The 19,215-nt window shown below is 61.9% G+C and carries 16 protein-coding genes and 1 tRNA gene; 5 read left to right on the top strand and 12 right to left on the bottom strand.

Going from position 1 to position 19,215, the window contains the following annotated elements:
* Nucleotides 1-407: 407 nt before the first annotated feature.
* Both DBW_RS08105 and DBW_RS08100 read right to left on the bottom strand, forming a co-directional pair.
* Nucleotides 408-494, bottom strand: a tRNA-Leu gene (locus DBW_RS08105).
* A 63-nt stretch (nt 495-557) separates the two neighbouring features.
* Nucleotides 558-2,231, bottom strand: a complete 1,674-nt coding sequence (locus tag DBW_RS08100; protein ID WP_066726734.1) for an Rqc2 family fibronectin-binding protein — start codon at nt 2,229-2,231, stop codon at nt 558-560.
* Between the two features lie 299 nt (nt 2,232-2,530).
* Between DBW_RS08100 and DBW_RS08095 the strand changes: the two genes are divergently transcribed.
* The 4 genes from DBW_RS08095 to DBW_RS08080 all read left to right on the top strand — a co-directional run bounded on the left by DBW_RS08095 (nt 2,531) and on the right by DBW_RS08080 (nt 8,721).
* A complete protein-coding gene (locus DBW_RS08095) occupies nt 2,531-3,817 on the top strand; it encodes an O-acetylhomoserine aminocarboxypropyltransferase/cysteine synthase family protein (RefSeq protein WP_066726733.1) in 1,287 nt (428 codons plus the stop codon).
* A gap of 521 nt (nt 3,818-4,338) precedes the next feature.
* Nucleotides 4,339-7,191, top strand: a complete 2,853-nt coding sequence (locus tag DBW_RS08090; protein ID WP_066726732.1) for a CxxxxCH/CxxCH domain-containing protein — start codon at nt 4,339-4,341, stop codon at nt 7,189-7,191.
* Nucleotides 7,192-7,364: 173 nt separating this feature from the next.
* A complete protein-coding gene (locus DBW_RS08085) occupies nt 7,365-8,249 on the top strand; it encodes a lysophospholipid acyltransferase family protein (protein ID WP_066726731.1) in 885 nt (294 codons plus the stop codon).
* A gap of 1 nt (nt 8,250) precedes the next feature.
* Complete coding sequence (locus tag DBW_RS08080; RefSeq protein ID WP_066726729.1) at nt 8,251-8,721, top strand: tRNA (cytidine(34)-2'-O)-methyltransferase; 471 nt, start codon at nt 8,251-8,253, stop codon at nt 8,719-8,721.
* 60 nt (nt 8,722-8,781) lie between these two features.
* Here the strand turns inward: DBW_RS08080 and DBW_RS08075 are convergent, their stop codons facing one another.
* Both DBW_RS08075 and murJ read right to left on the bottom strand, forming a co-directional pair.
* Nucleotides 8,782-9,309, bottom strand: a complete 528-nt coding sequence (locus DBW_RS08075) for a methylated-DNA--[protein]-cysteine S-methyltransferase (RefSeq protein WP_066726726.1) — start codon at nt 9,307-9,309, stop codon at nt 8,782-8,784.
* The gene (gene murJ, locus DBW_RS08070) at nt 9,306-10,880 is read right to left on the bottom strand and encodes a murein biosynthesis integral membrane protein MurJ (RefSeq protein WP_066726724.1); all 1,575 of its coding nucleotides are present in this window, start codon (nt 10,878-10,880) and stop codon (nt 9,306-9,308) included. The genes DBW_RS08075 and murJ overlap by 4 nt, the downstream gene beginning before the upstream one ends.
* A gap of 220 nt (nt 10,881-11,100) precedes the next feature.
* On the opposite strand from murJ, the gene rpsT reads away from it, so the two are divergent.
* On the top strand, nt 11,101-11,364 hold the full coding sequence (rpsT, locus tag DBW_RS08065; protein WP_066726722.1) for a 30S ribosomal protein S20: 264 nt from the start codon (nt 11,101-11,103) through the stop codon (nt 11,362-11,364).
* Between the two features lie 51 nt (nt 11,365-11,415).
* Here rpsT and holA read toward each other — a convergent pair whose 3' ends face one another.
* The 8 genes from holA to DBW_RS08025 all read right to left on the bottom strand — a co-directional run bounded on the left by holA (nt 11,416) and on the right by DBW_RS08025 (nt 19,213).
* Nucleotides 11,416-12,411: a DNA polymerase III subunit delta gene (gene holA, locus DBW_RS08060; protein WP_066726720.1), complete on the bottom strand. Its 996-nt coding sequence runs from the start codon at nt 12,409-12,411 to the stop codon at nt 11,416-11,418.
* A 20-nt stretch (nt 12,412-12,431) separates the two neighbouring features.
* Nucleotides 12,432-12,938, bottom strand: coding sequence for an LPS assembly lipoprotein LptE (lptE, locus tag DBW_RS08055; protein ID WP_082820246.1), 507 nt, complete (start codon nt 12,936-12,938; stop codon nt 12,432-12,434).
* A complete protein-coding gene (leuS, locus tag DBW_RS08050; protein WP_066726715.1) occupies nt 12,935-15,490 on the bottom strand; it encodes a leucine--tRNA ligase in 2,556 nt (851 codons plus the stop codon). Before leuS ends, lptE begins: the two co-directional genes overlap by 4 nt.
* A gap of 146 nt (nt 15,491-15,636) precedes the next feature.
* A complete protein-coding gene (infA, locus tag DBW_RS08045) occupies nt 15,637-15,855 on the bottom strand; it encodes a translation initiation factor IF-1 (protein WP_066726712.1) in 219 nt (72 codons plus the stop codon).
* A gap of 109 nt (nt 15,856-15,964) precedes the next feature.
* The gene (locus tag DBW_RS08040) at nt 15,965-16,345 is read right to left on the bottom strand and encodes a response regulator (RefSeq protein WP_066726711.1); all 381 of its coding nucleotides are present in this window, start codon (nt 16,343-16,345) and stop codon (nt 15,965-15,967) included.
* A gap of 18 nt (nt 16,346-16,363) precedes the next feature.
* On the bottom strand, nt 16,364-17,197 hold the full coding sequence (locus DBW_RS08035) for a GAF domain-containing protein (RefSeq protein ID WP_066726710.1): 834 nt from the start codon (nt 17,195-17,197) through the stop codon (nt 16,364-16,366).
* A gap of 88 nt (nt 17,198-17,285) precedes the next feature.
* Nucleotides 17,286-18,335, bottom strand: a complete 1,050-nt coding sequence (locus DBW_RS08030) for a protein-glutamate methylesterase/protein-glutamine glutaminase (protein ID WP_066726706.1) — start codon at nt 18,333-18,335, stop codon at nt 17,286-17,288.
* A complete protein-coding gene (locus tag DBW_RS08025; protein WP_066726704.1) occupies nt 18,332-19,213 on the bottom strand; it encodes a CheR family methyltransferase in 882 nt (293 codons plus the stop codon). The genes DBW_RS08030 and DBW_RS08025 overlap by 4 nt, the downstream gene beginning before the upstream one ends.
* Between the last annotated feature and the right edge of the window lie 2 nt (nt 19,214-19,215).

The raw sequence follows: 19,215 nt of genomic DNA, 5'->3' as shown, positions 1-19,215 counted from the left end.
CGACACCTTACGGTGACGGTAGCACGAGGCAGACCGACAGATCTCCCAGGGTAATGCGCGTGACCTTCCTCCCATCTACCCGCCGCATCTACAGCCCCACCCTCCCGGATGGCTATCGGGCTTTGAAGATATTGGCCTTCTCGCCCGGATGAGACTGCCTCATGCGGTTTCTGTTCGTCGGACCGGGATTTTGCCTGCGGCTTCCTTCAGATTCCACCTCGCGATGGACACCCTTGCCGTCCGGCTAGCGGTTCCCGCCATCAGGGTCCGCAGGGGACTTGCACCCCCAAGTCACTGATTCACCACCACAGTGAATCAGACAGCGCCAGTCAAGGCGCTACGCGCCATGCCTGGCGCACCAAAGAAAAAGGGCCAGCCGTCAATCGGCTGGCCCGTCATCTTAGTTGTGGTGCCCAAGGGGAGACTCGAACTCCCACGACCCTACGGTCACTAGACCCTGAACCTAGCGTGTCTACCAATTCCACCACTTGGGCGTGAAGCGAAGGTGTTTATAACAAAAGGCCTCATCCTTTGCAACCAAAAAAAGTGGCCCTGCGTCAATTCTCACCGGGATCGCCGGCCGGAGGGAGGCGCCGCGGGATAACCCGCACGGTACGGAAATGGCCAACGCTGACCAGTCCCGGTCGCACCCCTTTCGGCTTGCGCACCTCGCGACCGGCGGCGACGATCACATCGACCCGCGCCGCGTCCCTCCCCCGCGAATAGCCGGCGGCCAGGGCCGCGGCAAATTCGATATCTTCCTCGGGAACCTCGACACCCTTCGAATCGCGCTTCAGAACCAGGTGGCAACCGGGAATGTTATGGGCATGAAACCAGAGGTCGTCGCCAGCGGTAAGCTCCCTGCTGACCCGATCGTTGCTGCGATTGTTGCGCCCCCAGTAGAGGAGAAACCCGCCGGGCGTCCGGGTGCTGCGCAACAGAGTGCCGGGAGTAGCCTGGCGCGCACGCCCCGGTTCGGGGCGCAGTTTGAGCAATCCGGCCGCGGCGAGTTCCGCCCGCAGAGCACCCAGTTCCTCAGGCGACTCAAGCTCATCAAGGGCGAGGGCGACGCCGCCGAGCCATTCGAGTTCGGCGCGGGTTTCGGCGCGGCGGCGCTCGATGTGCTTCAGCGCCCGCTTTCCCTTGCGATGACGGCGGAAACAGGCCGCCGCGTTCTCCTGCGGAGAGAGGGCCGGATCGAGGGGGATGCATACCGGTTGCGGCGGGTCGGTGTACCAGTCGGTAAGAACGATCTCAGTCAGCCCGCGGCGCAACAGGTGCAGATTGGCGAGCAACAGGTCGCCGAACTCGCGCTGCCGCTTGGCGCCGGCCGCCCTCTCCTCTTCGGCGGCGATATGGGCAAGGCGCTTTTCGAGGCGGGCGACGGCCTTTGCTACCAGCGATTCGAGTTCCCTGCGCCCGCCACCGAAAAGATCACCCCCCGCCCGGGAAGCGTAGAAGGCCTCGGCCGCCGCCGATGATGAATCAAAAAGCTGGGGCCCGTCCATTTCCAGGTAATCGGGCGGAAACGCAAACAGGACCGGGCGGTCATTGATGACCGCGATGCCCGGCGCAAAGTCTGCGGCCACCCAACGTTGGCGGAAGTGCTCCAGGGCCACGACCGGGTCGACCCCGGTAGCTGTCGCCGCGGCGAGGTCGCTGGCGACCAGGGGGCTCATCGGCGTGACCTGGTGAAGAAGCCAGGAACGAAGGTCTACTCCAGGGGGGATGGCGGGGAGTCCCGTGGCCAGGAGAAAACGTGCCCGAGGTGGCGGCAAGGGATAAACCTGGCCGGGAATGCAGGGACGCTCGCCCCCGGTGATGCGCTGCAACGCATCAACAATGCGGCCGTCACCATCGATCAGGATCAGGTTGGGCCGATTGCCGAAAAACTCGGCGACTACCTCCCATTGCTCACCCCCCGCCCCGGCGAAGCGGAGAAGAACGATGCGCTCGCCGGGCACTCGCTCGATCGTCAGCAGGCGCCGTAACCGGGACCGCAGCAACTGGCAGAAGCGGGGGGGCGCTGCCGGATTGGGGAGCGCGGTTGTGGTCAGGTAGAGCCGTGGTGCGCCCGGGTCGGCGGAGAGCAGCAGCCGCAGATTGTCGCGGCCGGTCCAGACTCGGAAGACCAGGTCATTCGACCCACACTGGAAGATTTTGTTGACCGCGGCACCGCACAACCGGCTCCGCAACTCAACAACCAGGGCTTCGAGAAAAACCTCGTCCATTGCCGCCATGCCTGAGGGGGCTTATTCCTGCTGCGCCAAACCTAACCCGGAAGTCGCGGTTCAGCTTAGTGAATAACCGGCCTTGCCGCAACCCCGCAGATTCTTTTCTGTGCCAGGGCAAACCGGAACTGTTATAATTCCGCACAGAAAAGAGCCACCGGCCCTGCCGTGAAGATTCTCGCCGATCAACCGTTAAATCTCCGAGAATATTCTTGACAGACAAACTTCATTCTGCTAGCCATTAACCACACAGTTTCTTGACCTGCCAGCTTGGGTAACCAACCGTTAAGGAGAACGCCATGAGCAACCCGTCGCCAGGTATCGGCACCAAAGCCCTTCACGCCGGTCAGGTCCCCGACCCGACCACCAACGCCCGCGCGGTTCCTATTTACCAGACCAGCTCCTACACCTTCAACTCCTCGGAACATGCCGCGAATCTTTTTGGCCTCAAGGAGATGGGGAATATCTATACCCGGCTGATGAACCCGACCAGCGATGTTCTCGAAAAGCGCCTGGCCGACCTCGATGGCGGCGTCGGCGCACTGGCGCTCTCCTCCGGCTCGGCGGCGGTGACCCTGGCCATTCTCAATCTTGCCCAGGCCGGCGACAACATCGTCGCGAGCAGCTACCTTTACGGCGGCACCTACAATTTGTTCAGCCACACCTTCCGGCGCATGGGGATTACCGTCAAGTTTGTCAACTCCGGCGACCCGGCCGCCGTGAAGGCCGCCATTGACGACAACACCAAAGCCGTCTATACGGAGACGATTGGCAATCCGAAAAACAACGTCGACGATTTCGAAACCCTGGCGAAGCTTGCCCACGATCACGGCCTCCCTTTTATCGTTGACAACACGGTGGCCACCCCTGCCCTGTTCCGGCCAATCGAACATGGCGCCGACATCGTTGTTTATTCCCTGACCAAATTCATTGGCGGACACGGCACCAGTATCGGCGGCGCCGTGGTCGATAGCGGCAACTTCGACTGGTCGAGCGGCCGTTTTCCCGAATACACCACCCCTGACCCCAGCTATCACGGCCTGGTCTACCACGAGGCCCTCGGCAACCTCGCCTACATCCTCAAGATGCGCCTGACCCTGCTGCGGGATTTGGGCCCCTGCATTTCCCCCTTCAACAGTTTCCTGATTCTGCAGGGACTGGAGACCCTCCATGTGCGGATGCCACGTCATTGCGAGAATGCCCTGGCCGTCGCCCGCTTCCTGGAGCTTCACCCCCTGGTTTCCTGGGTCAATTACCCCGGTCTGGAAAACCACCCCGATCATACCCGCGCCCGCCGCTACCTGCCGGCCGGCCAGGGTGCCATTCTCGGTTTTGGCATCAAGGGGGGGATGACCGCCGGCGCCAGGTTCATCGACGGCGTCAAGCTGGCAAGTCATTTGGCCAATATCGGCGACGCCAAGACGCTGGTTATTCACCCGGCCAGCACCACCCACCAGCAACTCTCCGCCGAGGCCCAGCTTGCTGCCGGCGTCACTCCCGATTTCATCCGCGTTTCTGTCGGCATTGAAGATATCAAGGATATAATCGCCGACCTGGATCAAGCGCTCGCCGCGAGCCAGGGTTAACGGTTGATCGCCGGCCGGTCCCCGGGATACCCGGGTTCCGGCCGGCGCCCATCTCATAACTGTGCATCTGCGCAATTGCCGTTACGTTCATTTCCGAATTTCCTGCGTAGTCCCCCCTCCCCCCCCCTCCTCCAGATCAGGTATAACTCCTCACCAGCTACCATGCTGTTGCGAAGCCGGCACACTGCCGTTTCTTCCTTTTACTTTATTTTCATACATTTAAGGCCTGTGTTGGCAATTCAAATTTTTTTAATGTGCCATTTTTGGCCCACGTTTTGCTAAGCTAAACCCTGACGACTCCAAACTTCAGTAAGCATCATTGCTCCTATTCTTCCCGCCCTGACCCGTCGGGACCTTTCAGTGACGATCCCCCCAGGAGGGTGACAAGCGCGCTCAGCCCTTGCACCCGGTTTCCAATCTTCCAACCAGGCTGCCGCGCTCCCCGAATTGGTCAACAACCGCCGGATTCAGGACATTCTGTCCCTGCTTACAGGATCCGGCTTTGCCAAAGGAGCTTACCCTTGAAACTTCAAAAACTTCTTTCCCTCGGACTGATCCTGTGGGCCGCCGCCATGCTGCTGGCCGGCTGCGGCTCAAGCACCAATTCTGCCAGCGACGGCACCAATGTGAGCGGCCCCGCCGCCCAGGGGGTACTGGTCGATCCCTACATCGTCGGCGCGGTCCTGCAGGAAATCGGCGCGGACGGCGGCGTTTTGCAACGCCAGTCCACACCGACCCAGGCGGACGGCAGCTTCACCTTCCCGGGACCGCTGACCCCCGGATCGACCATTACCATCAAACCGTCACCGGTTCCCAAGCATAACGGCGTCGACTACCACGGTATTCTCAAGCGCAAGGTCGGCACCAATGCCAGCGGCACCGTGGTCGTCTCCCCACTGACGACCCTGCTTGCCGGGGGAGCCAGCGAACAGCAGGTCCTCGACCGTTTTGCCGCCTCCGGCCTCACCGGCCTGTCGTCGGCCGATCTCTATGCCGACCCGATGGCCGCCTTCAACCAGACCGGAGGAGTCACCGCGGGTAGCCGCCTGGCCCCGTTGCAGGCCGCCATGGCTGCTAACGCCTTCATGGAACTGACCGGCAACTACAGCCCTGACGCCGCCAGTCTCAGCGACTCCAACTTCCAGGATGCGGTCACCATCGTCACCGAGATTCTCAATTCGGCCAATTTCAGCGCCCTTGCCAATGACCCGGCCGTTGTCGATGCCGGTACTGCGCTCACAGCTGCCGATTTCGTCGCCACGGCGACCAGCCTTTGCCAGAGCGCCCAGGCTGCGGTACGCCTCGGTAACCCGGTCCTGAACGCTATCGACACCGTACTGATTACCGCTCCTGCCGTCGCCCGCCAGCATTACGTCGCCAACCACGGCACCACTGGCGGTGGCAACGGCGGCAATGGCGGCGGTGGCGACGCTGTTGCCGGCAAGGTCGTCTACGACAACAGTTGCAGCTCCTGTCACAAATTCGGCAGCGCCGATACCAGCGGCTTCGCGCCGGACCTGGCCAACAAGGGATCACTGGTGGCGACCAAGATCGGCGCCGGCCACAACGGCGTCAGCCTTTCGGCGACCCAGGTGAGCGACCTCGCCGCCTATCTCGACGGCGCCACCACTCCGACCCCGCCGCCGACCCCGACCCCGGACGGCGGCGCCCTCTACGACGGAAACTGCGCCGGCTGTCACAAGTTCGACACCTTCGATAATGCGGGTTTCGCCCCCGACCTCAACAACAAGTCGACCCTGATCAGTGCCAAACTTGCCACCGGCCACAACGGTGTCGCGCTGGCCGCCAACGAAGTGACGGCCCTGGTCGACTGGATCGCTGCCAACAGCACCGTCGTCACCCCGCCGCCGCCCGGCCCGACTCCGGTTCCTCTCGATGGTGCCGCGCTCTACGATGGCAACTGTGCCGGCTGTCACAAATTCGATACCTACGATACCGTGGGTTTCGCCCCTGATCTCAACAACAAGTCGACCCTGATCAGCGCTAAGCTCGCCGCCGGTCACAACGGCGTCGCCCTGGCTGCCAACGAAGTGACGGCCCTGGTCGACTGGATCGCCGTCAACAGCGTCGTCGTCACCCCGCCGCCGCCCGACCCGACTCCGGTTCCGGTCGACGGTTCCGCAATCTACGACGGTAACTGTGCCGGCTGTCACAAATTCGGCAGCATCGACACCGCCGGGTTTGCTCCCGACCTCAACAACAAATCGAACCTGATTGCGGCCAAGCTTGCCGCCGGTCACAACAGCATCGTCCTGGCCGCCAACGAGATTGCGGCCCTGGTCGACTGGATTGCGACCAACAGCGTCGTCGTCACTCCGCCGCCGCCCGACCCGACTCCGGCCCCTCTCGACGGTGCCGTGCTCTACGATGGCAACTGTGCCGGCTGTCACAAGCTAGGGACCTACGATTCCGTGGGTTTCGCTCCTGACCTCAACAACAAATCGGCGCTGATCGCCGCCAAGCTCGCCGCCGGCCACAACGGCGTCGCGCTGGCCGCCAATGAGGTCGCCGCTCTGGTCGACTGGGTTGCGACCAACAGCGTCGTCGTCACCCCGCCACCGCCCCCGACGCCTGGTCCCCTGGACGGCGCCGCCCTTTATGCCGCAGAGTGCGCCGGTTGTCACCTTGACCTAGCGAGCACCACCAAGCCCGGCCGTAGCGCCGCCGCTATCAGCGCCGCCATTGCCGGCAATGTCGGCAACATGGGCTACATCGTCCTGACTGCAGAGCAGGTGCAGGCGATTGCCGATGCATTGCCGCCGGCCGACCCGACCACGCCCCCGGGTCCCGACTACAGCAATTGCACCGCCTGCCACGGCCAGCCGCCCAATGGCAGTGCCTACCCGAACGGCGCCGGCGCTCATGCCGTGCACAAGGCCCTCGCCAACGTCGGAACCGTCTGCAATACCTGTCACACCGGTGCCGCCCACAACGGCTGGATCGATCTCGGCTTCCTCTCGGCCTACAATGCCAAGAGCGGCAGCGCCGCCGAGAACCCCAACGGCACCGCGACCTGCGTCAACGTCAGCTGCCACGGCGGCAAGACGACCCCGGACTGGTCGACCGGCAGCATCAATGTCAACAGCGACTGCACCGCCTGCCATACCATTGGCACCGGTCAATACAACAGCTACAATTCCGGTCAGCACAGCCGAAGCAACCATGCGCGCCAGGCCTGCACCGTCTGTCACAACACCACCACCCTGGCGACCAACCACTTCACCCGCCTTGACACGGCGGCCATGGAGGGACCGGCTGCGGCTACCATCGGTGGCGGCTCCACCCGGGTGAACAGCTACAACGCTTCGACCCGAACCTGTACCACCAGCTGCCACGGCAGCGAACGCTGGTAACAGCAGCAACACGCCAGACCAAAAGGGCGGGCCATCGGGCCCGCCCTTTTTCTTCATTTCATCGCGTTCATTTTGCTTGGTTCCCGTTCCCGGCACATGGTAGTATCGCCCACTTCGGCGGCACGCATAAATTGACCTGCCCTCCTATTGCCAAAGCCCACCGAGACGGAACCATGGCCGATCGCAGGCTGAAAAACTACATAGAAAACATCCTTTTTCAGGCGGCAGCCGCTCTGCTAAGGGCCCTTCCCCGGCGCCTCGCTCTCGCCATCGGCGCCGGACTCGGGCGGCTCAGTTGCCATCTTCTCGGCAAACGCCGTCGCACCGCCCGCGCCAATCTGCAGCAGGCGTTTCCGGCGATGAGCCCGGCTGAGCTCGACCGGACACTCGTCAGTCATTTTCGCCACCTCGGTCTCAGCGGCGTCGAAATGCTCCTCCTCGATCGCCTCAATGACCCCGCCCAATTCAACCGATACGTCACGGTGAAGGGCCAGGAGCATCTGGACAAGGCGGCCGCCCATGGCAAGGGGGTCATCCTCCTCTCCGGCCACGTCGGTTTTTGGGAGATCGGCGCCATCGTCATGCCGGCCCTCGGCTTTCCCACCGACTTCGTCGCCAAGCGCATGAAAAATCCCTCCATCAACGACTATTTCCAGCGCATTCGTGAACAGGGGGGGTGCCGTTTTCTCGACGCCAAGCGGGGCGCCCGGCGGATTATCAAGTCCCTGGCTGAAAAACGCTGCGTCGGCATCCTCATCGACCAGCACATGACCCCCAAGCATGCGGTTCAGGTCCCCTTCTTCGGTCGCCCCGCCTGGACCACGCCGATCATCACCCAGATCGCCATGAAGCAGCAGGTACCGATCGTCCCGATCTTCTGCTGGCGGACCCCCGACAATCGCTACGAGATCGAGTTCCAGAAACCGATCCTGCTGGCCGACGATCCGGCGCCGGAAGCGGTCACCGCCAACACGGCGCTGCTCACCGCCTGCATCGAAACCGCAGTGCGCCGCGACATCAGCCAGTGGTTCTGGGTCCACCGCCGCTGGCGCCCCTGAGATGACCGTGCTCCCCTTCCATATCGTCCTGGTCGAACCGGAAATCCCGCCCAACACCGGGAATATTGCCCGTCTCTGCGGCGCCACCGGCAGCGTCCTTCACCTGGTCGGTCAACTCGGCTTCTCCCTCGACGACCGCTACCTGAAACGGGCCGGGCTCGACTACTGGCCGGTGATCGACGTCCGCACCTGGCCGTCACTGGAGGCGCTGTTCGCCGCCTACCCCGCCGCCCGCTTCTGGTTGACCTCGAAAAACGCGGATCGGTCCTATACCGCCGCGACCTTCCGCCCGGGCGACCTGCTGATATTCGGCCGCGAAACCAGCGGCCTGCCGGCGGAACTGCTGGCGACTCACCCCGAGCGCTCGATCCGCATCCCGATCTTCGTCCCCGAAGTGCGCAGCCTCAACCTTTCCACCGCCGCCGGCATCGTGCTTTACGAGGCGTTGCGCCAGGCCGGCCGCCTCGGTTGAAGGTTTCTTCCTTCTCCTCTGTAACCGCCCCCTGACAATTTTTATGGAACTTGGCAAGGGTCAGGTCCGCTGCCGTTCAAAGGCGAGCAACCATTCCTTGGTGGCAACTCCAGAACCCCCGGAATAGCCGGTAAGATCGCCGCTGGCACCGACCACGCGATGGCAGGGGATAACAAGTGGCAGGGGGTTCCCGGCCATCACCCGCCCGACCGCCCGGGCCGCCCCGGGGTGGCCGGCGCGACGGGCGAGTTCACCATAGCTGACGGTGCCGCCGACGGGCACCTGCAGCAGGGCGGTCAGCACGGCACGGGCAAAGGGGCTTTGATCTCCAAGATCGAGGGGGAGGTTGAAGTGCAGTCGCGCCCCGGAGAGGAAGGCTTCCAACTGATTAAGCGCCTCCCCGCAAAGTCCGTCCCGCCCTTCCTGCAACGGCGGAACATAGCGGGCGAGCCGCGCACGGACATCCTCTTCTGACGGCGCCAGCAGGATTTCCAGCAGGCCGTCCGGCCCGGCCACGACACCCAGCCATCCCGCAGGACTGATCCCGATCGCGCAGCATCTCGCCGCGTTGGCAGCCTTACGCCTCATCCTCGCCTCCTCGCTATCTTCTCCCTGCAGAATACCATGACCCGGTCGACTTCCGGAACCCGGCAGAGGAGGCAACCCCCGCCGTAGACCAGCCCCCCGACGCCGATCGCCAGGGCGAGAACGGCCCCCTTGACCAGGCGCTCACCCGGGGCGGCCCAATCGCCAAGCCCGAGGAGCAGATAGACGACCGCAGCCATCAGCAGCAGCGGCGGCAGGCTGCGCAGCAGCGAAGATCCCACCTCCCTCAGTCCCAGGTGTCCGATCCTGCGCCGCAATACCCAGACCAGGACCACGGCGTTGAAGGCCGCCGCGAGGGTCAGCGCCAGCGCCAGGCCGGTATGCTGCATGGGGCCCATCAGGGCCAGGCCGAGGCCGGCATTGACCAGCAGAGTCCAGAGGGAGACGAGGACCGGTGTGCGGGTATCCTGCATGGCGTAGAAGGTCGGCACCACCACCCGGCTGATGCCGACGAAGATCAGGCCGGGAGCATAGGCCGAAAGAGCCAGGGCCGTCTGCTGGACATCATGGAAGGTGAAGGCACCACCCATGAAAAAGAGGCTGAAGATCGGTACCGAGCAGAGCAGGAGCCCGAGGGCGGCGGGCAGGATGATGAGGTTGAGCAGGATCAGGGCAAAGCGCAACGAATCCTTGAGGCCGTCGCGATCCCCCAGCGCCGCCTGCCGGCTCATGGCCGGCAATACCGCCTGGGCGAGGGAGACGATGAATATCCCCTGGGGGAATTCGAAGAGCCGCTGGCCGTAGTAGAGATAGGAGACGCTCCCCTCGGGGAGAAACGAGGCGAGCAGCCGCGTGACGATGACATTGATCTGGTAAATGGCGACGCCGAGCAGCCCGGGAAGCATCAGGCGCGCCACCCTTTGTACGGCCGGATGCCGGAAATGGAAATCAGGGCGCAGCGACAGGCCATAGCGCCGTAACAGGGGGAATTGCAGCAGCAGTTGCAGGAGCCCGCCGACCAGAACGCCAATCGCCAGCGCCATGACCGGTACCTCGAACAGTGGTGCGAGCAGGACCGCCGCGCCGATCATGGCGAGGTTGAGGAGGAGGGGCGAGAGGGCGGGGAGAAAGTAATGGCCGAAGACATTGGCCACGCCGGTCAGCAGGGCGAGGAGACTGGCGAAGAAGATATAAGGGAACATCACCCGGTTGAGCGTGTCGGTCAGGGCGAGTTTCCCCTCCACCGCGCCGAATCCATAGCCGATCATCCGGACCACCAGGGGGGAGCAGAGGATCCCCGCCATCACCACCACTACCATCACCAGGGTCAGGAGAGTGGCGCAGATGGCGGCCACCCGCCGCGCCTCGGCCTCACCCTGCCTGTGATAGACATCGGAGAAGGTCGGCACAAAGGCGGCGGTCAGGGAACCCTCGGCGAAAAACCGGCGCAGCAGATTGGGAATAGTGAAAGCCATGAAGAAGGCGTCGGTGCCGAAACCGGCGCCAAAGAGCGCGGCCACGACGATGTCCCGAACCAGACCGGCGATACGGCTTAGCCCGGTCGCCAGCCCCATGATTCCGGTTGCCATGGTAATCTGCCCCTTCTCCGACATTTTGTCCCTGCCTGCCTCCGGAACCCTGCCAAGGGCCCGAAGTCAAAGGATTATTTTTATTTAATTCGCACTCGACAAGAGTTAACTAGCTGACACCTAATGACTTATTCAACTTGATTGGAATTTTTTTAACTTGACGTAGCCATAGGCGAATGTTATAAATCGTGCCCAATCAGATCATCACAAAACGCTCTTCACCACAACGTCGGAGGATAGGACCTTGGCCAATCACAAATCAGCGATCAAACGCAACAAGCAAAATGCCGTTCGCGCCGCGCGCAACACCCATGTTCGTTCGACCATGCGCACCTACGTCAAGCAGGTCCGCACCGCGGTCGCGGAAGGGGACAGCGCCACCGCCCAGGCGGCCCTTGAACGCGCCGTGCCGTTCATTGACAAGGCTGCCAGCAAAGGGATTATTCACAAGGCGACCGCCAGCCGGAAAATTTCCCGCCTGAGCAAGCTGGTCAACGCCATGTCCTGAGTAACGTTCCCTGCCGGAAAGATTATGGGGCCGCCGATGCGGCCCCTTTTTTTATTTGATTACGGCAATCTGCAGAATCAGCCGTTCCAGCAAGGGGGCAGGATGGGCGCCACTCGACTTGAGGGCGAGATCCGCCTCCAGGAAAAGGTCGAACGCCCGGCGGAAACGCCCGGCGGAAAAGCGCCGGGCCTGGCGGATCAGGCCATCGACAAAGTAGGGGTTGACCCCCACCCGTCGAGCGACATCACTGGTTTTCCCTCCCTGGTCGATAAGTTCCCGGGTCAGCCAGAGCTGACGGAAATGCCGAACGATCAGGTTCAGCACCAGCAGCGGTGCCTGGCCGTCAGCCAGCAGCCGTCCCAGTAGCCGCAACGCTTCGCCACTCTCGCCATTGCCGAGAGCGTTGGTCAGCTCAAAAATGCTGTCGACCCGGCTGTCGGAGACCACCGCCGCCACGTCGGCGACATCGGCAAGGTCCCGCTCGCCGAGATAGGCGAAAAGCTTCTCCAGTTCCCCCACCACCTCCTGCAGATTATTGCCAACCCTGCGGTTGAAGAGAGCGAGAGCATCCTCGGTCATCAGCTTGCCAGAGATGCGCAACCGTTCGCGGATAAAGGCGGGAATCTGGTTGTCATAGAGGCGCTTGAATTCGACCAGGGCGCCCACTTTTTTGAAGGCCTGGAACAGCTTGCGGCGCGCATCGATCTTGTCGCAGACCAGCAGCAGCACCGATTCGGGGAGCGGATTGCGCAGATACTCGAGAAGTCCGTCCTGTTCGGCGGTCGGGAGGTCCTGGGCATTCTTGATCAATACCAGGCGGCGCGGAGCGAAAACCGGCAGGGTCTGAACGGCGTCGAGGACAGCAGCCGCCCGGGCTTCCTTCCCCTGGAACTGCTGAAAATTGAAATCCCGGGCATCCGCCGGAACCAGTTCGGCGAGGATCTGGCGCCAGGCCTGCTCGACGAGAAACCCTTCTTCACCGTGGAGGCAGAGGAGTGGGGGGACCTTATGATCGGCGAGGGCGCGATGCAGTTCCGCTGGAGTCATGACATCCGCTCCACCATCCCTCAAAAATTGTCCGTAAGACGGAAGTAGAATTCCTCGGCGAGACGCGCTGCGATGAGGCGGATCGCCGCCCCCTTGTTATCATCCTGCAGCCCCTTGTCGAGCCCGCCGGGATATTCCTCGTTCCAGTTCACGCTCCCTTTCCACAGCACCTGGCCGTCTTCCTGGCGGCGGAGTTCGCCGGCAACGGTCATTTGCGCCCGGTATTCAAGCACCTTGTCATTGGCATCGAAGGAGACGGGGTCACTGCGGAAACTGAGGACGGTCCCGGAGAAGATGGCATCGGCGGCAGCCGGGTCTTCCACCAGACGCCAGCGACGGGTGCGCTGAAAACGCTGGGTTACCGCATTGGTCAGAACATTCTCCAGGAACGGCTCAAAAGTGCGGTTGGCAAAGAGCTGAATGCGCAGGGTACTGATCGCCCCGAGGCTGTCCCCTTCGCCGGGACGGTGATAACCGCAGCCAGCCAGGAGCAGCAGGAGCAGCAACGGCCACAGCCGGCGCATCATCCGGCTACCACGCTGACCAGGCGACCGGGAACCACCACCACCTTGCGCACGGTTGCTCCTTCCAGGAAGCGGGCAACATTCGGTTCCGCCAGCGCCGCTGTCCGCACCGTCGCCTCGTCCGCCGTTGCCGGAACGCTCACCTTGCCGCGGACCTTGCCGTTGACCTGCACCACGATCGTCAGCTCATCCTCGGTCAGGGCCGCTTCATCCCAGCTCGGCCAGCCCGCCGCGTCAAGCCCTGCGGAATGGCCCAACGCTGACCATAGCTCCTCGGCAATATGCGGAACGAAGGGGGCGAGCAGTCGCACCACGCTCTCCAGCGCTTCGCGCAGCACGGCAGGATGCTCTTGCTTGGCTTCGAAAGCATAGATGGCATTGACCAGCTCCATTACCGCGGCAATGGCGGTATTGAAATGGAAACGGCCGTCAACATCCTCGGTGACCTTCCTGATGGTGCGATGTACCTGGCGCCGCAATTCCCGCCCGTGACCTTCGGCCGCGGTCGCCACGGCAACGCCATCGATGATTTCAAGATTATCGTAGACCCCGCGCCAGACCCGGTTGAGAAACCGGTAGCACCCTTCGACCCCCGCTTCATTCCACTCCAGGTCCTTCTCCGGCGGTGCCGCGAAGAGCGAAAAGAGTCGCGCCGTGTCGGCACCGTAGCGCTTGATGAGGTGATCGGGATCGACCACGTTCTTCTTCGACTTGCTCATTTTCTCGTTGCGTCCCACCACCGCCGGGGCACCGCATTTGCTGCAGTTGCCGTCACGGATCTCTTCGGGATAGAGCCAGCCGTGCGTCGGGCAGGAACGGGTCTCCATGCAGACCATCCCCTGGGTGAGGAGATTGCGGAAGGGCTCATCCACCTGCATCAGACCGAGATCACGCATCACCTTGGTAAAAAACCGGGCGTAGAGCAGGTGCATGACCGCATGCTCGACGCCGCCGATGTACTGGTCGACCGGGAGCCAGTATTCGGCTGCCGCGCGATCGACCGGTCCGGCAGCGAAGCCGGGGCTGGCATAGCGCGCGAAATACCATGAACTCTCGACAAATGTATCAAAGGTGTCGGTTTCGCGCCGGGCCGCACCGCCGCAACGCGGGCAGGCGACGTTGACGAAACTGGCCGCACTGGCAAGGGGGCTTCCCCCTTCCCCGGTAAACTCGACATCGGTCGGCAGAACGACCGGCAGATCCGCCTCCGGAACCGGCACCACACCGCAATCGGGACAGTAAATAACCGGAATCGGCGTTCCCCAGTAACGCTGACGGGAGACGCCCCAGTCGCGCAGCCGCCAGTTGACGGTCTTCCGGCCGATGCCACGGGCGGCGAGATCATCGGCGATCGCTTCCTTGGCTGCTTCGTTGTCCATACCATCGAAACGGCCGGAATTCACCAAAACGCCCGGGCCGGTCCAGGCCGCGGTCATCATCGCCGGATCGAGACTCTCCCCTTCCGGCTGGATCACGACCGTCATTGGCAGCTGGTACTTGCGGGCGAATTCGAAGTCGCGCTGATCATGGGTCGGGACCGCCATCACCGCCCCGGTACCGTAATCCATCAGGACAAAGTTGCCGAGATAGACCGGCATCTCCCTTCCGGTTACCGGGTTGCGGCAGAAGGTGCCGGTAAAGACCCCTTCCTTCTCGAAATCATCGCTGGTGCGCCGCGTCTTCTCCTGCTTGCGCACCTTGGCGATAAACGCTTCCACCGCCGGCCGCTGTTCGTTGCTGGCGAGGTCGAGAGCGAGGGGATGCTCCGGGGCGAGGCTCATGAAGGTGGCACCGAAGAGGGTGTCCTGGCGGGTGGTGAAGACCTTGATCGCCTGGTCACGGCCGACGATGGGGAAATCGATTTCGCAACCGGTGCTGCGACCGATCCAGTTGCGCTGCATGGTCAACACCGGCTCCGGCCAACCCGGCAGGTTCCAGGTCTCGGCCAGCAGCTCCTCGGCATAGTCGGTAATGCGGAAGAACCACTGCTCGAGTTCCTTGGCTGTCACTTCGCTGTCGCAGCGCCAGCAACAGTTGTCTTCGACCTGTTCATTGGCCAGCACGGTCTGGCAGGAGGGGCACCAGTTGACGCTGGAGCTCTTTTTATAGGCCAGGCCGCGCTCCAGCATGCGCAGAAAGATCAGCTGTTCCCAGCGGTAGTAGGCGATGTCACAGGTTGCGAGTTCCCGGGACCAGTCGTAGGAGAGGCCCATTTTCTTGAGCTGGGCGCGCATGTTGGCGATATTCTCGTAGGTCCATTTGGCCGGATGGGTGCCATGCTGAATGGCAGCGTTTTCGGCCGGCATACCGAAGGCGTCCCAACCCATCGGATGCAGAACGTTGAACCCCTGCAGCCGCTTGAAGCGGGCCACCACGTCGCCAATCGAGTAATTGCGGACATGCCCCATATGAATCCGGCCGGAGGGATAAGGAAACATTTCCAGCAGGTAGTACTTGGGAGCCGCGGAATTTTCGTTCACGCGGTAGCTGCCACGCTCTTCCCAGAACTGTTGCCAGCGGGACTCGATCTCGGCCGGGTTGTAACGCTCTTGCATAGTTCCTCCGTAGCCCATGGGCTACCCGATTACAAACAGGAATACCGGCCGGTGCCGGTATCAGGAAACAGTGGTGTGCAGGCATGAGGGCCAAACCACCCCCGGTCCGCCGCCTGCCAGGGCGGGCCAGGGAAGTTTTGACAGACCTACTTTTCGCGATAGGTGATTCGGCCGCGGGTCAGGTCGTAGGGAGACAATTCCACAGTCACCCGGTCACCGGGGAGGATGCGGATATAGAACTTGCGCATCTTGCCGGAAATATGGGCGAGAACGACATGACCGTTGTCGAGCTTGACACGGAACATGGCATTGGGGAGTGGCTCGATCACCGAGCCTTCAACTTCGATTGCTTCTTCCTTGGCCAAATGGACCTCCTTGGGAGCGATTGACCCCTCCGGTCTTCCCGGAGAGGCGCTCATTAGACATGATGCCGGCCACTCTTGTCAAGCGGCCGCAAAAGGATGAACTCTGGACTCAGCCAGGCATATCGAGGAGTTTCTTGGCCACCTCGATGATGCGGATAGTCTGGATCGGTTTGGTGATGTAGTCGTTGGCGCCGATGGCCAGGGCACGTTCGCGGTCCTCGTTGGCCCCCTCGGTGGTAATGATGACGATCGGTACCGCCTTGTAACCGGGGTCATTCCGCGCCAGGCTGACCAGCTTCAGTCCGTCCATGATCGGCATATTGATGTCGGTAAAGATCAGGTCGAACTTGTCACTGGAAAGCTTTTTCAGACCGTCGACGCCGTCGTTGGCCTCGACAATGGTCAACCCCCGAATTCGCTTAAGGGCGAAAACGATCAGCTGCCGCATGGTCGGTGAGTCTTCAACTACCAGAACCTTATATGTGGACATGCAATCCCTCCGCGACGATTACTTGGTCATCAGGTCAAGGAAACCCTGGATGGTGGAGAGCTTCCGCTCCGACTCGGAATAGAGTTTGGACGAGAAGATCGCCGTGGCCGCATGCCCCGCCAGCAGGGTGAAGAGTTCATAATCGACCTCGGCAAACCGGCTCTTCTGCTCCAGCAGCTTGTAGATGACGATAACGCCGATCACATGCTCCTTGATTTTGAGCGGAATGCAGACCAGCGGGTGGCTGAAATCACGCTGGTAGTTTTCCATCTCCTCGATGAAATAGTTTTCGCCGGTCTTCGCCATCTGGCCAATAATTCCCTGCCCCAGTTCGATGGTCGGCAGGGTTTCCGGATCGAGCCCTTCGGTCGCCATGGCGGTCAGACGGTTGGTCTTTTCATCGAGGAGCATGATGGCGAACTCCTCGGCTCCGATCAGGTTGATCACGATCTCGGTGATCACCTGAAGCACTTCGCGGAAATCGAGGGTCGAATGGAGTTGGTAGGAAGCGATGTACAAGTTGGCCAGCATGTTGTTCTCGTTTTCGATCTCAACATAGCGGTTGGCAAAGTCCAGGTTCTCCTCCTCGACATGCTTGATCCGGTGGAGGATCTCCTGTTTTTCCTGTTCCAGGTCCTCAACCCGCCGCCGCAGGCGATCGAGTTCCGGGTCCCCCGCGCCACTACCAGCCTGCTGCTGACGCGCGGCCTGTTCCAACTCCAGGAGTTGAAAGCGAAGGCGTTCGTTCTCCTTGAGCAGGTCCTGGGTGAATTCAGCTCCCTTTTTGAAAATTTGCAGGAACTCTTCACCCTTCTTCCCTGTCAGGCCCTTATCCTCATCCCGTTCGGACATCCCGGTTCTCCTCATAGCATGGCGAACTGACAACAGGCGTAATCCTAGCAGCCCCCTGAAAAAATATCCACCATTTCATGCGCAATATCTAATATCCGCAGAAGCGCAGGATATGATCGCAAACCTCCGGCAGGGGGGCAATCTTGTCGACCTTGCCGGTGGCAATGGCCTCCTTCGGCATCCCGAAGACGACACTGCTCTCTTCCGCCTCGGCGATCACCTTTCCCCCCTCTTCCTTGATCCGGGTCACCCCCTGGGCGCCATCATTCCCCATCCCGGTCAGAACCACCCCCAGGAGACGGGGTCCGTAAATTTCCGCAGCCGAACGGAACATGACGTCGACGGAGGGGACATAGCGCTGTCCCTTTTCCGGCTTAACGACATCGACCAGCACCTCGGCGCCGCGGCGCCGGAAAACCAGGTTGCGGCCACCGGGCGCGATCAACACGGTCCCGGGGGTCATCACATCGCAATCCCGGGCCTCGCGAATCTGCAGCGCGCTGAACCGGTTGAGGCGTTCGGCGAAGGCCCGGGTAAAACCGGGGGGCATATGCTGGGAGATGGCAAATCCGATGGCAAGGGGCTGGCGAATGGCAGAAAAGATCGCCTGCAGCGCCGGTGGCCCGCCGGTGGAAGAGCCGATCACCACCTGGCAGATGCCGCTCTCCTCCTTGCGGGGGGTAGCCGGGAGCTGGCGCGGGCGGTCGCCGGGCAGATTGCGCCGCAACACCTTCTTCATGTCGGTGCCGGCAATGGCGCAGACCTTGCGCTCCAGGTCCTCCCGGATATTGAAAAGATCCGGAGAAATTCGTGCCGTCGGCTTGGCCACGAATTCAACCGCGCCGAAATCGAGGGCTTTGAAAACGTTCTGGTCGTCGGCACGGGCGGAGACGACAATGACCGGAGTCGGCCGGTTCTGCATGATAATGCGCAGGAAAGTAAAGCCATCCATCCGCGGCATTTCAAGGTCGAGGGTGATCAGGTCGGGGCAGAGGTCAAGGGCCTTGCGCAAGCCTTCTTCGCCGTCACAGGCATAGGCAATCACCTCGACTCCGGCGATCGCTTCGAGCATCTTGGTGATGGTTCGCCGGTTGTAGGCCGAATCATCGATAACCAGAACACGGACCGGCCTGCTCATGGCTTGGCCTCGAACGCAGACGCCAGGGCCGGCCGCTGGTAGACCATGTCGTGCACAAAATGGCGCAGGACAAAGGCATTGGTGACGTTCATCAGCGATTCACTGTGGCCGAGCAGAAGAAACCCTTCGGGGCGCAGGCGCTGAAAAAAACTGTCGATGACCCGTTTCTTGGCCGCGAGATCAAAGTAGATGATGACGTTACGGCAGAAGACGACATCCATCCGCCCCAGGAGCCCGACGCGGGGGGCATCGAAAAGATTCAGGTGGCTGATCGTCACCAGGTTCTTGGCCCGATCGGCGATCCGCAGTTTCCCCTCCTCCACCTCGGTAAAGTAACGTTGCTGAAGCGACGGGGGGGTCGTTCGAAAGGAGGCGCTGCCGTAAACCCCTTTGCGGGCGATCTGCAACACCCGCTGGCTGATATCGGTCCCGACAATTTCAATCTGCCAGTCGGCGAAGGCGGGCTGCTCGAGCAGAAGCATGGCGATGGTATAGGGTTCCTCACCGGTGGAGCATCCGGCGCTCCATATCCGCAGCCGACGGTCGCCAATCTGCTCCTTGCGCTGACGGATCTCCGGAAGGATCTCCTCGGTGAAGCTGCGCAGCTGGAAATCTTCCCGGAAGAAGTAAGTTTCGTTGGTCGTCAGCAGATCGACAACCTCGGAAAGCTCCTGATCCTTGTTCTGGTTGTAGCGCAGCAGGTAATAGTAATCCTTGAAGCTCTTCAGGTGATGATGCTGCAACCGCTTCCCGAGTCGTTTCTCCAGCAGATACTTGGAGTCTTCCGTGAAGTTCAGGCCGCAATGCTGATAGACGAAGTCCCGCAACAGGCGGAATTCGTCAGCACTCATCGGGATATCCGGGGCGAACAGTAGCATTG

Origin of the sequence: Desulfuromonas sp. DDH964 (genome assembly GCF_001611275.1) — a bacterium.
GTDB lineage: Bacteria > Desulfobacterota > Desulfuromonadia > Desulfuromonadales > DDH964 > DDH964.
Note: the sequence above shows the minus strand (reverse complement) of the source record. Positions and strands in the feature narration are given on the sequence as shown.

What these genes read in the sequence shown, in the direction of transcription:
- DBW_RS08100 (WP_066726734.1), bottom strand. Translation starts at nt 2,231, where the DNA reads ATGGACGAGGTTTTTCTCGAAGCCCTGGTTGTTGAGTTGCGGAGCCGG.
- DBW_RS08095 (WP_066726733.1), top strand. Translation starts at nt 2,531, where the DNA reads ATGAGCAACCCGTCGCCAGGTATCGGCACCAAAGCCCTTCACGCCGGT.
- DBW_RS08085 (WP_066726731.1), top strand. Translation starts at nt 7,365, where the DNA reads ATGGCCGATCGCAGGCTGAAAAACTACATAGAAAACATCCTTTTTCAG.
- DBW_RS08080 (WP_066726729.1), top strand. Translation starts at nt 8,251, where the DNA reads ATGACCGTGCTCCCCTTCCATATCGTCCTGGTCGAACCGGAAATCCCG.
- DBW_RS08075 (WP_066726726.1), bottom strand. Translation starts at nt 9,309, where the DNA reads ATGAGGCGTAAGGCTGCCAACGCGGCGAGATGCTGCGCGATCGGGATC.
- murJ (WP_066726724.1), bottom strand. Translation starts at nt 10,880, where the DNA reads ATGTCGGAGAAGGGGCAGATTACCATGGCAACCGGAATCATGGGGCTG.
- holA (WP_066726720.1), bottom strand. Translation starts at nt 12,411, where the DNA reads ATGACTCCAGCGGAACTGCATCGCGCCCTCGCCGATCATAAGGTCCCC.
- lptE (WP_082820246.1), bottom strand. Translation starts at nt 12,938, where the DNA reads ATGATGCGCCGGCTGTGGCCGTTGCTGCTCCTGCTGCTCCTGGCTGGC.
- leuS (WP_066726715.1), bottom strand. Translation starts at nt 15,490, where the DNA reads ATGCAAGAGCGTTACAACCCGGCCGAGATCGAGTCCCGCTGGCAACAG.
- DBW_RS08040 (WP_066726711.1), bottom strand. Translation starts at nt 16,345, where the DNA reads ATGTCCACATATAAGGTTCTGGTAGTTGAAGACTCACCGACCATGCGG.
- DBW_RS08035 (WP_066726710.1), bottom strand. Translation starts at nt 17,197, where the DNA reads ATGTCCGAACGGGATGAGGATAAGGGCCTGACAGGGAAGAAGGGTGAA.
- DBW_RS08030 (WP_066726706.1), bottom strand. Translation starts at nt 18,335, where the DNA reads ATGAGCAGGCCGGTCCGTGTTCTGGTTATCGATGATTCGGCCTACAAC.
- DBW_RS08025 (WP_066726704.1), bottom strand. Translation starts at nt 19,213, where the DNA reads ATGCTACTGTTCGCCCCGGATATCCCGATGAGTGCTGACGAATTCCGC.